The sequence below is a fragment of the Leptolyngbya sp. 7M genome, assembly GCF_018128485.1.
Window position 1 is genome coordinate 6,824,218 of record NZ_CP070897.1, and the last position, 11,987, is coordinate 6,836,204.

The following is an 11,987-nucleotide window of genomic DNA, read 5'->3' on the forward strand; positions in this document are numbered from 1 at the left end:
TGCTAAGGCACGAGGGCTGCGTCTTTCAGCGTTCTATTTTTCCTATGGACCGAGATCCGAAGCCGAAAAGCAACTTGATTTTTTTATGCTCGTGCCGACGTGGGCGGATATTGTAAGGGACAGGGCCTTTCCGATCCGGTATGAGAAATATCACCGCTCCACGTGGCATTATTCCGACACCTTCTGGCGAAAAGTGGACGGAAATGTTGAAATAATTACAGATAAAGAACCAGGCGGACAAGGCGTCGTAAAGCTGAATGATTTTGACAAGATAATGCGCGATCCTTCGGCGGGTGACGCTAATAAAGCGATTGCCATGGCTTGGTTTCTGCACGTTGTAGGTGACCTGCATCAACCGTTGCACACTTCGGGCCGCCATACGGAACTAGAACCAAACGGAGACCAAGGGGGAAATCTTTTCCTGCTAACACCTGAGGGAACGCCACGAAACGAGCAGGTGAATCTGCACTGGTTCTGGGATTCAATTGTAGGAAGAAACGTTCCGTATCGCGAGGGAATGTCAGAATTCCACTACATCAAGGATATAGCCGAATCGATCTTGACCCGTTATCCGTATGACAATCGCACTTCGCTAATGCTGCTCGGTTCCTATGATAAATGGCAGTTCGAATCGTTCACGCTGGCGACAACGGATGTTTTCAATGAGGAGCTTAAACGGTTCGTTATGCCAGGCGACAGATACCTTAGGAATGCCTATCGCGTCTCAGAAGAAAGGCTTGCAATGGCAGGTTACCGAATGGCTGACACGATGAACGAGATATTCGGCAAATAGATAAATGAAGGCAGACCCCAAAACCATTTCCTCAGTTGAGGCCCGCGAACTCCTCACCTATTTCGAGGCACGAAAAGCATCGATGATCGAGTTGATCCGCGAGATCGTGGAAATTGAATCCCCATCTCACAATGCGGAGCGAAGCCGCGAGATTACAGCCTGGATTGAATCCGGGTTCAGATCGACCGGAGTCAAGCTAAGCTTCGAAAAGTACGAGGTGCAGAATGAGGGCGATCATTTAGTAATACGAGGATTTCCCTGTGATGCTAAGCCAACACTTCTTCTGACTTCATCGAGGTCTTTGCGGCTGAGGGAGTATTTGAACGAGCGCTGGATGTCGCGGCCATCCTCTGCAGCACCAATGTAACGGACTGTTAAGGAGTCTACTTCTAGCCACAAGTCAGCTTCCCAGGTAGTCTTTTTCACATGCCAGCGGTGGAGGTCAGCTTCGTCTTGCTGGCAGCCCTGCGTCCTTAACCAGTCTTCGATATCTGGCAGGGGATGGTTATAAAGCGGAGTATCAGAAGGGGGTAACGCCATTTCCGGTCAAACGGTGATTTCCTTTCCTCATTCTAGCCGCTTCATACTTCTTTACAAATAATGATGGGCAAACCGGGATGGCTGATTGCATTAATTAGGGGTTAATCAAAGGTTTTAATCATCTAAGTACCTCGGCATAATTAAAAACCAGATTCAAAGCCCTGCGTCGCCCGCTGCGCGGGCGGTTTAGGTTTTAGGTTTAATTATGCTCACCTACTTAGTAGGGGCATTTGTTGCTATTTGAAGTAGGGTTAGGGACTGCACCAGGGAGATTGGTAAAACTTGATTGCTGATACTTTGGGCGTAGGTGGCCCCTAAATAAAAGCGGTAGTCTGGATTTTGAGCGAGATGAGTCTGAAAAAACGCCACGCTTAGCGCCTTCAGGTAGGCTTGGGCTACTTTAGGATCGGGGCCGATGATTTCGGAGGGCAGCGGAATCACATCGGCGGCAGTGGGGTCAGGCACGTCGATCGTCGAGAAGTGGGTACCACCTTGGAGGAGTACCAAGTATTTATTGGGCGTGGCTAGCCAGGTGAAGGGGCGAATCTGCTCGATCAGGGCTGGGGCAATCGTATCGGCACTGCCGCTCATCAGCATCACCGGGATTTGAATATCAGAAAAATCTGCGGCTCCGATCAGGCTGCTGCCAATCGAGTTGATTGCCACAATTGCTTTGACCCGCTCATCGTATAGATCGGACAGAGGTTGCGGCAACTCTAGAGCACGACACTGGAGCAGCAGGGAGAGGTTGAGAGTATCATTGCGGTCACAGTCGATCTGAAGTTGCTGTAGATCGATGCGTCTCGACGCTCATGCCCTCCATCGCCTGCTCGGGAAGGAACTCGTTGGCCTGGAACCAGAAGTAGCGGATCCAGCCATCGGTGAGGATGATGTCCGCGTCGAGGATCTCGCCGGTCATCGGGTGGGTCCGGCTCGGGCCGATCGCCGTCCCTACGTCATTGGCCAGCCAGCGGATGAAGTTGTACCGGGTGTCCTCCGGGTCCTTCTCCATGTGCGCGCCGCTGGCCTTGTCCTGGAACCGCACCTCGATCGCGTCGACGATCCCCACCTGCTCGAAGGCCTTGTTCCACGCCAGCGCGCCCTCGCGGACCCATCGCCGGTAGCGGATCGGGAGCGTGTGCTCGACGTAGAAGACGATCGGCTCCTTCGGGGGGCTCAGGCGAAGGCTCGTGTCGGCCTTCTCCAGGTGCCAGCGGTTGATGTACCGAACCCACACCTCGTCCTGCTTGAACTTGCCCAGGTCGCGGAACGCCGTGTGGAAGTACCCGACCCGCTCGTCGGCGAGGCGCGGCTTGTAGGCCGGATTGTCCTTCACCAGGCTCACGTTGTAGTGGAACGTGCGGAGCTGGCCCCCCGCGGTGGGCCACTCGAACGAGACCACGAAGTTCTCGGGGAAGCTCTTGATGCTCTTGACCGTCGCCAGCCGAGCGTTGCTGCCACGCACCTGTGCGCCGTAGAAGGTGTCGGCCTGCCCGACGAGCAGCCCGTCCAGGTCGATCACGGGCTGCCCGCCCGGTCCCATCGCCACGATCGGGACGTCGAAGACCACGCGGTCGGTGAAGATCTGCTGGATCGCGTCCTTGCTCTGGGCGTCGCCCGTGGATCGGACCTCGATCTGCGGGGCGATGAACGCCATGCGCTTGTCGAACCGGCGCCAGTACCCGTAGATCTCCCCGGCCATGAGCCCGGCGAAGAGGTTGCCGGTGGGCACGGTCATGCTGAACATGTGCCGCTGGTTCGCCCAGCCTCGGGGCAGTTCGGCGAGCACCTGCCCGTCACGGCGGCGGACCCAGAGGGTGTAGAGGGTCTGCTCCTCGCCGCCGGTCACCACGCGCTACTGTGCGGCTTTCTCACCCCCAAAAACTGTTTGGTCAGGATCGGGAATCGCTGGCCGAAGCCTATCCAGGTGACGTGATTGGCTTGAATAACCCTGGTGCATTTGCCATTGGCGATACGATTTATAACGGCCAAAAGCTGGAGTACGAAGGCATTCCCATGTTCTCGCCAGAGCTGTTTGCCTATTTGCGCAACCCCAACCCCTCCAAGTTCAAGCAATTCCGCAAGGGCGTAAATGAACTGCGCGAAGAGGGAGCCGTACAAATTATGTATTCTGCCGATGAGTCGAAGCGAGATCCGATCTTGGCGGCGGTGGGTCAGCTTCAGTTTGAGGTGGTGCAGTTCCGCTTGCAGAATGAATATGGTGTCGAAACTCTGCTCGATCCGCTGCCCTATAGCGTTGCCCGTTGGGTGGAAGGCGGTTGGGAAGCTTTGCAAAAGGTAGGCCGTTTATTCAACACGGTTGCCGTTAAAGATAGCTGGGGCCGTCCGGTGCTGCTGTTTCGTAATGAGTGGAATTGTCAGCAGGTGGAAGGCGAGCACCCAGAGCTAAAGCTGAAGAAGGTGGCTCCGGTGGTGTCGGGTCAAGAACCGGAAGCGCTTTAGAAGAAGCCAGGAGTCAGGAGTGGGGTTTCTGTAGGGCAAGGGTTAGCGGAGCATCAACGGGCAAACTCGCTGGTGCAGGAGTAGGCAATGTTCTGACCAGTGGACAGGGCAAAACCAAAGGCGCTGATGAAGTTGACTTTGTGCTTGCGTAGTAATTTGAGACAAGTGCGGAATTATTCCGCAACAGTTTGAGCACCATACTTAGAGGGGCAAGAGAGAGTGGGCAAACCGACTGAACTCTTAACGCCCCTTTGTTTTTTCAAATAAGCTTGGGAGATCTAGAACTGTTCTAACCACTTTACAGCGTTTTTCACTCATGTGAGGTACAGGGGGTGTGGGGGCTTCGCCCCCACGCAGGGGCAGTGCCCCCTGCACCCCGTTTTTCGTACTTCACTAGCCTAGAAAAAGGCTGTAACTGCGGCTATACTAACCTCAATCTAAGTGAACTGCCCACGTACTCGTCCGGCATCGCGCCTTTCGCATAGCCGTTTAGGATCTGGTTGGCAGATTGATCGGGGAAAACAATATAACTTCCTAGGTCGCCTCCTGACCGAATCTGCTTATCAGTAATACTGCGATAGTCGGCATCACATTTTGCCTTATTTCGCTGCTCAAACACCCAACGTGTCCAGCCCTCGTCCATAGAATCAGGGGCCGAGCGATAAATGCCTTTCGACGGAGTACCGTGTCGGCCGCCGACTCCGCAACCTCGTCCGAACCCTAGTCCTGCGGACTCATTCTTAATGGTCAAGTTCTTGAAGATGGGAACGACCTCGACACCGAATAGCAGCGGCAACGTGTGAGCGGTTACGTCGTACGGACGCACCGGATTCCCATTATTGTCCAAAAGATCCGGATAGCTTTGGGTTTCCAGAAGTGCTTTCGCAAATCCGCCGTAAGGCTGGTCCAATGGAACGAAGACCGTTTGATCAGGATACTGAATTCCGTCGAGTTTGAAAGACCTCACTGTTTTCGTCTCAACGCCTGCCCGTCCGAGAAGGCTCAAAAGCTCCTGTCGGCGGAAATGAGCATCCGTTACTCCGTTTGATTCGGAAAGTTTGGGATAAGGAATGAGAAATCCTTTCAATTCACCGTCTTTCCTTGGTCGGACTGCCTCTTTCCCGATCTCAAAGAATCGCGACAGCCATTTCTCGCGGTTGTTGGCGGCGTGGTCCAGCAGGCTGAAGGCGGTGGCGGTCATGTAGTCGGTGATGTTGCGGAGTTTCCATGTCCCGCCTCTCCATACGGGTCCGAAGTTTGGCGATCCTACTTTCGCGTCGAGGCCGCCGGGCGAGGTGCCGAGCTGTTCGAATTTGACCTCGACGGGCGTGGCGAGCCGTGCGGAGGCGGTTTCCGATAAGATGCGCACCCCGCCGTGGTAGTGCGAATACGCGCGCGCGGGCGTCCACGCGTCGTAGGTCGTGCCCGTCGTGATGCCCTGAAAACCGTTCTTTCTGAGGTCGCCCGCGATATAGGTGCCGAGCTCGGTAAAGCCATCGACGATTCAGGAGCAGTAATCCAGATTTTCTGTTCATGACGAGCCTCAACTTTTTTAGACAGAATGCCGTTTCATTTATGCCTGCGATCTGATGGAACTTTTCGTCCCCACGCGCGACTCGGAATCGAGCAGATGATCGATGATCGCCTGGTACGCGCCATCCGCGTCCCGGTTCCGGATCGCCTCCGTGAGCTTCACATGTGCTGCCAAACCCCTTTCTACCGCACCAGAGACCAGATAACCTTCCGCAATCACTCCTCTCAGTTGATCGACGAGTGGCTCAAGCAGTACGTCCAAAAACGGGTTATGCGTCGCTTTGGCGATGGCGAGATGAAAATCCAGGTCAGCCTGCGACCACACCGCGATATCGTGCATGCCGCTGCGCATGCGTTCCAGGCAGTTTTCCAGCCGCGCAATATCATCAGCATCGGCGCGCAGGGCGGCGAGGCGCGCGTTCTCGCCTTCGAGGATACGCCGCGCTTCATACAGCGCCGCGATCGACTCGTGTGCGCCGAGCAGGCGGATATAACGCCCCAGCGCGCTGCTGGTCGGGGCTCCACTGGGCGGCGTGACATATGCGCCGCTGCCATTGATGATCTCGATCAGACCGCGCGCCTGAAGATAGCGGAATGCTTCCCGCACCACGTTTCGGCTGACCTCGAACTGATCGGCAAGCTGCTGCTCGGACGGAAGCTGAACGCCCGCCGCGAATTCGCCATGCACGATGGCGCTTTCGATTTCGTCGGCGATGCGTTCCGGCAGGCGTTTATGCGTCAGTTTGCTGAATGTCCTCATATGACCCGTTCCGCTATAGAGCTGTTCTACAGGTACAGTACTCCGAATTGATAATCATGTCAAGATTTCGCGCCTGTTTTCCACCATCCGGAAACTGCGAATGATGGGGCTTGCATTAGAACAATTTTTCGTATATCCTATGTGCAACCGTTTAGTTGCACATAGGAGTGTTGCTGATGGAAACCATCGCTATTGAACGCAGTATCTGGATCAGGGCTTCACGCGAGCGCGTCTGGGAAGCGCTCACCGATCCCGCTCAGGTGGCACACTTATGTCTGAGCCAGTCACCATTACCGTTAAGCTATTTGCCGCCTACCAAGAAGCCTATGGGATGCCCGAACTGGTTTTGGACTTACCCGCTGGCACCACCGTCGCCCAAGTGCTGGATCGGCTCATGGCAGAGCACCCAGAACTAGAGCAATGGCGGGACGTGACTCGGTTCGGCGTCAATTTGCAGTTTGTTGCGGCAGACACCCCAGTGCAGCATCACGATGAAATTGTGCTGATCCCGCCAGTTAGCGGTGGTTGACTCACTGTTTATTAGCAACGGCTCCCACTTCAAAGATCCATTCTTCTGTGCCGATTTTGATTCGATCTCCTGCTGACAGCTGTACTGCCTGATGCGGCGTCAGTCGCTGCTGGTTCAGGTAGGTGCCGTTAGAGCTACCCAGATCGGTCAACCGATAGCGTCGAGTTCCGCTAGTGTTCTCCACCTGCTCGATGCAGGCATGGTTACGGGAGCAGAGTTCATCGCTAGAAACGAGCGTATGATGGGCTTCTCGACCGATGGTGAAGGGATTGGCGGCAATCGCGATGGGAGCGCCAGATTGGCAGTGGATTAGACGAGCGGTGGTGATGGCTGAATCGATAGCAAGCGTAGTTGGCGGCAGCGGCGCTTTGTAACGGGCTGGAGCGCTGGGTTGAGGAGGCCGTTCTCCGGGTCTAAGCACAAAGGTTTCAGCAATTTGTGCCTGTAAGTTTGCCTCATGCTCTAACTCGGCCCGAGCGGTTAACCCCTCGAGCTGACGGATTACACCTCGCTTTTGCGGGAAGCTAATATCACTGACCCGGACATCATCTAGATTGAACCCCAGCGTATAAAAGCTATCGATCTGGGCAAGCAGGTAATCGCGAATCTGGACTCTGCCGATCCGATTCAGTTCTTCTAGCCGCAGTTGATTGACCACTACTCCCAAATTGTCTTTGATTGCACTGGTCAGGGCCGCGATTGGGTCCGAAAGCTCTAGCGCCACTCGTTTAGGGTCTACCACCTGATACATGACGCTGAGCGAAATATTGACCAAGTACTGATCGCGAGAGACATATCGGCAATTAAGGCATTTCCCACCACCGTCGGCGTCACTGGCGCTAGATTGCCCGAAGTTTCGAGAATGATCTCCAATCCGTCATCCGCTGAGTTCAGCTGCACTTCGGTGACTTGAACAATCGACTGTGCCAGCCATTCCTCCACCGTTGTGGCAGGATGTTCCAATTCCTGCAAGCGAGGCGGGGTAGTTTCACGAATTACTTCACCGCTGACTCCACCGCTAGTTTCACTGACGGCTTCCGACGAATTGGTCGATTGAGCTTGTTGAACTTGTTGCAACTGTCGCGTTAGAGCAGATTCAACCGCTTGCACCGGGTGGGCCGTCACCGACCCAAGCAAAGACAAACTCAGCAGCAGTTCTGATTTCCCCATATTGCCTCACACCAAATTCTCTAGCTCACCTGCCATAATGGAGGCGAGCATTTCATAGGAATCTTTCTCAGTTAAATCAGAATAGAGGAGTCGGGCAATCAGAGTTTGCCCAAAACGGATTTTTATTTGCCCGATCCGGATCGGAAGGGCGAGAGTTATCCCCTCAACCGCGTCCGATACTCCCTCGGACTGATGCCAAACTGACGCTTAAAAGCATCACAGAAGCGGCTCTGGCTGGCATAGCCGACGAGTTGGGCCACTCCTGCTACACTCAATTCCCGTTGGGTTAAAAGCTGTTGGGCATACTTCATCCGATGCATCTGCAAGTATCCAAATACAGTGGTGCCAAACACCTGCCGAAAGCCCTGCTTGAGTTTGTAGTCGTTCAACCCCACCTGTCGGGCTAGATCGAGTAACGAGGGCGGATTGTCGAAGTTTTGCAGCAAAATCTCTTTGGCGTGATGCAAGCGTTCAATGTCGCCTGGATGCAGCGAGCGGCAAGAATAGCTCGAATCTTCTGCATTGTGTTCCGTCCACTGATGGATCTGGAGTGCCAGGAGTTCTAGAATTTTGCTTTCCAGATAAATTCGTTTTGTCATTCCTTGATAGGGGCAATTCAATAGCTGCCGCAATGTCAATTCCATCGCGGCAGTAGTGCGCCCAAGAGACTGGTGAAAGCCGGTACGGCTTGAGCCATTGTCAGCTGAGCGTCTCCAGTTCCGGGCGGCATGTCTACTATCAGGTAATCCAGTTCACCCCAGCTGACTTGATAAAGAAACTGGCGGATAATCCCATTCAGCATTGGACCCCGCCAAATTACAGGCTGATCCGGATCAATCAAAAAGCCCATTGAGACGAGTTTGACGCCATAGTTAAAGGCCGGCTCCAGCACTTCTCCGGCTGCTCCTTGCTGCACCATCACCTTGGCATCCGAGAGACCCAGCATTGTAGGGGCGTTTGGTCCGTAGATATCGGCATCGATTAACCCCACCTTGGCTCCGCTCTGGGCTAAGGCAACGGCCACATTCACAGCCACCGTACTTTTGCCGACGCCACCTTTGCCGCTCGAAACGGCCAGAATGTTCTTGACGCCAGCAATACCGGTACGATCAGGTAGGGCTTTTTGCTGAGGGGTTTCTGCAGTGACATCTACCGTGACAGACTCGACTCCCGGTAAGGTTTTCACCGCTCGCTCGCAGTCTTCTACAATAAACTGGCGCAAAGGGCAGGCCGGAGTCGTCAAAACCAGCGTAAAACGCACATCTCCGTCTTTGACCTCAATATTGCGGATCATATTCAATTCCACCAAACTTTTGCGCAGTTCAGGGTCTTGAACCGGGCGTAAAACCTCCAGAATTCTGCTGGTATCAAGCGTTGTCAACATGGTGTTCTCCACCCTAGTCAGCGATGCTAGGGATATGCGTTAAGTATTAATTCCCAATGCCAATTTTAGCTTTAGCTTAGACCCGACCCAAGCACCGTGGCGCTGAGAATTTTTTCGATGCCTACCATTAACAGGACGGTTCCTAACCAATCCAGACTAGAGCGCTGTCTAGCCTTGGTTGTGTCCTGCTGATGAGGCTGGGCTTGAGCCTGTTCTGCTGCATGGGCTAGCTCGCTGGCCACCTTGGCTGCATAGGGACGAATAATCGACCAAACTAGAGGCGACAACCACCCGCGTAGCGTCACGGAATAGGACACATAAGTGCCACAAACGGTGGATTCAATTCGAAAAGCTGCCAAGCTCACCCACGTTGCCCCCCATCATTTGGGGTGTGCCGTTGATCAACGTACAGTTGACGAGCGTATCCTGCCAAGCACTCTGCGTAACATACGCCTTTCGAAGGTCAATGTGAATGTCTTGGGTTTCACCAGACCGCATCTTCCAAATGATAGCGGAGGTGATCGCATTCGCCCCCGTTACGGTCGCGGATGCACAACCGACTTTAATCTGGGTCGGGCGGATGGGGTCCATACCAGCAAATGTAATATTTCCACCCATGTCTTTACGATCCAGTCCGGCTTCTTCTAGCAACCCATCGATCACTTTCAACAGATCGTCATGGTTGTTCACAGGTTCATAGGAAAACATGATGCTGCCCTCGTTAAAGCGTAAAGTTGTTGAGACTCAGAATTATTGATCTAAGTACCTCGGCATAATTAAAAACCAGATTCAAAACCCTGCGCCGCGCTGCGGGCGGCGCAGGGTTTTGGGTTTTATGTTTAATTATGCTCACCTACTTATAGCTGAGTCAATCTTCTTAATATATCGCTGTAGATATATCACTGTAGATATATCATTCAAGGAGCATCATATAGTAACCATCTGGTGCAGGACAAACCTTGCGAAGAGATAGGGGCAGGGTTTTATGGAGAATTACTACATCTAAATCATAAAACCCATGTCCAGGTTACTTTCCAATTAAATTTGCCAAACTTTGTGCAGTCATTGCTCGGTTGGCACGGTGTCAGAGTCGCTTTCTTGGCTCTGTTCTTGGTCGCCCTGTTTCGGAGCAAAACCGTTAACTTGAATGAGTTGGCTCCTGTCTTCTGCCTCCTAATCCAACGGAAATTGCTCAAATTCCGCTAGCATGGACTATTGGCACCGAACGCTGAGCCAACTTGCCCTATTCTCTACCTGCCCTATCCCAACCTGCCCTATGAATTCAACCATCGCCCAACTCAAGGATCGCTTTGAGCAAGCACTGGTGGCTGCCTTTGGCGACGAACTCGCTGGAACTGATCCGATCTTGGTGCCCGCCAGCAATCCTAAATTTGGCGACTATTCGCGTACTTCTTGCAGAGCGGTGCGGAGGACTTCTAGACCCGGTTGCTTCCGATCGTCCTGCTGCAGTAAGCGACAGTTCTTTCCCAACATTTCGCTGGCACTGTAGCCGGTCATGGCTTCAAACGCAGGATTCACATACACAACCGGGTTATCTGGCTGTTGAACATCGGTGAGAATGATGCCATTACTGCTGGCCGCAATCGCCCGTTCCATCAGTCGCAAGCGTGCCTCAAATTTCTTGCGAGCAACCGTTGCTGCTAGAACGTTTGCAACTGCTTGCAGAAAATGAATATCATCCTGAGTAAATGACCAGAATTTTGTGGTGTAGATACCTAAAATGCCAAAGGGCTGATCTTGACCTGGAATCACCAGATTGATCCCGCTTTTGATCCGGTGGCTATACAACAGAGAGGGACAGCCAAAGCGTGTTTCAATTAGCAGATCCCGAATCACAACTGGCTGTCGCTGAGCCAGAGTGTAGCCAAACAGCCAGTTGGGCTGTGTCCCCATCTGTGTCCCTACCAGACCTGGTTGCCAGCCAGTTCCAGCCTGAAGCATCAACGTGCTGCCATTGGGCGAGAGTTCAAAGATGGCGCAATATTGCATTTTGAGAACTTGAGCAACGGTAGTGACCGCTTCGTGCATGAGCTTAGGCAAGTCGATGTTCAGCAGTGCCCGTTGTCCTAGATGGGCTACCGCTGCCTGCTGGCGAGCGTGGCGTCGTAAAACGGCCTCAGTTTGCTGCCAATGGCTGTTGCATAGAGGGCTGCATGCCGGTTGAAATCGATTTAATCTTTCTACTACTGGCTCTAATGATGCATGGATGGGCTGGTAGTTGACAGGCTGATAAGAGGCAGTATCAAATGGCTGCTCGTTTTGAGGATGCTGGTCAGCAGGAAGCATTGTCAGAGTCCTAAAAGATTTTAAAAAAGCGGGCAGAACAGAGCCATAACCCAGGAGACTTGACTCAAGGGTTTTTGACTCAAATAGAAAATAGATATAAAGAAACAAATTTTCGAGTGAAACCGGCTTGATTTTGTTTAGTCAAGGTTTGCGGGCGCGGATTGAAAAGGAAAACTATGACTGGAGAAGAGTTGCACCAGCTATTGCTAAGTAAATGGGGTCGTTCGTTTGATGTGCAATTGCGGCGTACCCAGGGCAAGGTGTTTCTGCAAATCATGTGGAAGTATTTGGAGCAGGCGTCTTTTCCAATGACAGAGGCAGAGTACTTGGCTCATCTAGAGGAAGTAGCAACCTACATCAATGCCTGGGGCTGCACCGCGCAAGTGCAAAATTTTGTAACGCGAACTCGAGAACGTCCCCGCTTAGGGAAGGCTGTCAATATTCCTATTGACCTAGGCGAACGCGCTTCTGAGTGGATTGTAGAACAGTAGACGCAGCGAAATTTCAG

The 11,987-nt window shown here is 53.1% G+C and carries 17 protein-coding genes; 5 read left to right on the forward strand and 12 right to left on the reverse strand.

Annotated features, from left to right (window positions below; translation table 11 throughout):
- The first annotated feature begins 85 nt into the window (after nt 1-85).
- Nucleotides 86-793 (forward strand): S1/P1 nuclease, encoded by a 708-nt coding sequence (locus JVX88_RS36925; RefSeq protein WP_211624164.1) that lies wholly within the window; start codon nt 86-88, stop codon nt 791-793.
- Nucleotides 794-1,027: 234 nt separating this feature from the next.
- On the opposite strand, the gene JVX88_RS36930 is transcribed toward JVX88_RS36925, so the two are convergent.
- The 3 genes from JVX88_RS36930 to JVX88_RS36940 form a co-directional block, all read right to left on the reverse strand.
- Nucleotides 1,028-1,333 (reverse strand): DUF3143 domain-containing protein, encoded by a 306-nt coding sequence (locus JVX88_RS36930; protein ID WP_211624166.1) that lies wholly within the window; start codon nt 1,331-1,333, stop codon nt 1,028-1,030.
- Between the two features lie 213 nt (nt 1,334-1,546).
- Complete coding sequence (locus JVX88_RS36935; protein ID WP_211624168.1) at nt 1,547-2,047, reverse strand: alpha/beta hydrolase family protein; 501 nt, start codon at nt 2,045-2,047, stop codon at nt 1,547-1,549.
- A gap of 52 nt (nt 2,048-2,099) precedes the next feature.
- The gene (locus JVX88_RS36940; protein WP_225931309.1) at nt 2,100-3,182 is read right to left on the reverse strand and encodes a DUF5117 domain-containing protein; all 1,083 of its coding nucleotides are present in this window, start codon (nt 3,180-3,182) and stop codon (nt 2,100-2,102) included.
- An 11-nt stretch (nt 3,183-3,193) separates the two neighbouring features.
- On the opposite strand from JVX88_RS36940, the gene JVX88_RS36945 reads away from it, so the two are divergent.
- On the forward strand, nt 3,194-3,796 hold the full coding sequence (locus tag JVX88_RS36945; protein WP_317134597.1) for a hypothetical protein: 603 nt from the start codon (nt 3,194-3,196) through the stop codon (nt 3,794-3,796).
- Between the two features lie 421 nt (nt 3,797-4,217).
- Here the strand turns inward: JVX88_RS36945 and JVX88_RS36950 are convergent, their stop codons facing one another.
- Nucleotides 4,218-5,165 (reverse strand): hypothetical protein, encoded by a 948-nt coding sequence (locus JVX88_RS36950; protein ID WP_211624172.1) that lies wholly within the window; start codon nt 5,163-5,165, stop codon nt 4,218-4,220.
- Between the two features lie 12 nt (nt 5,166-5,177).
- Between JVX88_RS36950 and JVX88_RS36955 the strand changes: the two genes are divergently transcribed.
- Nucleotides 5,178-5,333: a hypothetical protein gene (locus tag JVX88_RS36955; protein WP_211624173.1), complete on the forward strand. Its 156-nt coding sequence runs from the start codon at nt 5,178-5,180 to the stop codon at nt 5,331-5,333.
- Nucleotides 5,334-5,369: 36 nt separating this feature from the next.
- Here the strand turns inward: JVX88_RS36955 and JVX88_RS36960 are convergent, their stop codons facing one another.
- Entirely contained in the window at nt 5,370-6,089 is a 720-nt protein-coding gene (locus JVX88_RS36960) for a FadR/GntR family transcriptional regulator (protein ID WP_211624175.1), read from the reverse strand.
- Between the two features lie 271 nt (nt 6,090-6,360).
- Between JVX88_RS36960 and JVX88_RS36965 the strand changes: the two genes are divergently transcribed.
- On the forward strand, nt 6,361-6,618 hold the full coding sequence (locus tag JVX88_RS36965) for a MoaD/ThiS family protein (RefSeq protein WP_211624178.1): 258 nt from the start codon (nt 6,361-6,363) through the stop codon (nt 6,616-6,618).
- Nucleotide 6,619: 1 nt separating this feature from the next.
- On the opposite strand, the gene JVX88_RS36970 is transcribed toward JVX88_RS36965, so the two are convergent.
- The 7 genes from JVX88_RS36970 to JVX88_RS37000 form a co-directional block, all read right to left on the reverse strand.
- Complete coding sequence (locus tag JVX88_RS36970; protein ID WP_263975440.1) at nt 6,620-7,369, reverse strand: FHA domain-containing protein; 750 nt, start codon at nt 7,367-7,369, stop codon at nt 6,620-6,622.
- The gene (locus JVX88_RS36975; RefSeq protein WP_211624190.1) at nt 7,354-7,788 is read right to left on the reverse strand and encodes a hypothetical protein; all 435 of its coding nucleotides are present in this window, start codon (nt 7,786-7,788) and stop codon (nt 7,354-7,356) included. Before JVX88_RS36975 ends, JVX88_RS36970 begins: the two co-directional genes overlap by 16 nt.
- 155 nt (nt 7,789-7,943) lie before the next feature.
- On the reverse strand, nt 7,944-8,432 hold the full coding sequence (locus tag JVX88_RS36980) for a helix-turn-helix transcriptional regulator (protein WP_211624213.1): 489 nt from the start codon (nt 8,430-8,432) through the stop codon (nt 7,944-7,946).
- Nucleotides 8,423-9,172, reverse strand: a complete 750-nt coding sequence (locus tag JVX88_RS36985) for a P-loop NTPase (RefSeq protein ID WP_317134598.1) — start codon at nt 9,170-9,172, stop codon at nt 8,423-8,425. The genes JVX88_RS36980 and JVX88_RS36985 overlap by 10 nt, the downstream gene beginning before the upstream one ends.
- A gap of 71 nt (nt 9,173-9,243) precedes the next feature.
- A complete protein-coding gene (locus JVX88_RS43760; RefSeq protein WP_263975441.1) occupies nt 9,244-9,531 on the reverse strand; it encodes a hypothetical protein in 288 nt (95 codons plus the stop codon).
- The gene (locus JVX88_RS36995) at nt 9,512-9,880 is read right to left on the reverse strand and encodes a hypothetical protein (RefSeq protein ID WP_211624215.1); all 369 of its coding nucleotides are present in this window, start codon (nt 9,878-9,880) and stop codon (nt 9,512-9,514) included. The genes JVX88_RS43760 and JVX88_RS36995 overlap by 20 nt, the downstream gene beginning before the upstream one ends.
- A gap of 690 nt (nt 9,881-10,570) precedes the next feature.
- Entirely contained in the window at nt 10,571-11,479 is a 909-nt protein-coding gene (locus JVX88_RS37000; RefSeq protein WP_211624218.1) for a GAF domain-containing protein, read from the reverse strand.
- A gap of 176 nt (nt 11,480-11,655) precedes the next feature.
- Between JVX88_RS37000 and JVX88_RS37005 the strand changes: the two genes are divergently transcribed.
- Nucleotides 11,656-11,970 (forward strand): DUF3067 family protein, encoded by a 315-nt coding sequence (locus tag JVX88_RS37005; protein WP_036005727.1) that lies wholly within the window; start codon nt 11,656-11,658, stop codon nt 11,968-11,970.
- The last annotated feature ends 17 nt before the right edge of the window (nt 11,971-11,987 follow it).

What these genes read in the sequence shown, in the direction of transcription:
- JVX88_RS36925 (WP_211624164.1), top strand. Translation starts at nt 86, where the DNA reads ATGCTCGTGCCGACGTGGGCGGATATTGTAAGGGACAGGGCCTTTCCG.
- JVX88_RS36930 (WP_211624166.1), bottom strand. Translation starts at nt 1,333, where the DNA reads ATGGCGTTACCCCCTTCTGATACTCCGCTTTATAACCATCCCCTGCCA.
- JVX88_RS36960 (WP_211624175.1), bottom strand. Translation starts at nt 6,089, where the DNA reads ATGAGGACATTCAGCAAACTGACGCATAAACGCCTGCCGGAACGCATC.
- JVX88_RS36965 (WP_211624178.1), top strand. Translation starts at nt 6,361, where the DNA reads ATGTCTGAGCCAGTCACCATTACCGTTAAGCTATTTGCCGCCTACCAA.
- JVX88_RS36970 (WP_263975440.1), bottom strand. Translation starts at nt 7,369, where the DNA reads ATGTATCAGGTGGTAGACCCTAAACGAGTGGCGCTAGAGCTTTCGGAC.
- JVX88_RS36975 (WP_211624190.1), bottom strand. Translation starts at nt 7,788, where the DNA reads ATGGGGAAATCAGAACTGCTGCTGAGTTTGTCTTTGCTTGGGTCGGTG.
- JVX88_RS36980 (WP_211624213.1), bottom strand. Translation starts at nt 8,432, where the DNA reads ATGGAATTGACATTGCGGCAGCTATTGAATTGCCCCTATCAAGGAATG.
- JVX88_RS36985 (WP_317134598.1), bottom strand. Translation starts at nt 9,172, where the DNA reads ATGTTGACAACGCTTGATACCAGCAGAATTCTGGAGGTTTTACGCCCG.
- JVX88_RS36995 (WP_211624215.1), bottom strand. Translation starts at nt 9,880, where the DNA reads ATGTTTTCCTATGAACCTGTGAACAACCATGACGATCTGTTGAAAGTG.
- JVX88_RS37000 (WP_211624218.1), bottom strand. Translation starts at nt 11,479, where the DNA reads ATGCTTCCTGCTGACCAGCATCCTCAAAACGAGCAGCCATTTGATACT.
- JVX88_RS37005 (WP_036005727.1), top strand. Translation starts at nt 11,656, where the DNA reads ATGACTGGAGAAGAGTTGCACCAGCTATTGCTAAGTAAATGGGGTCGT.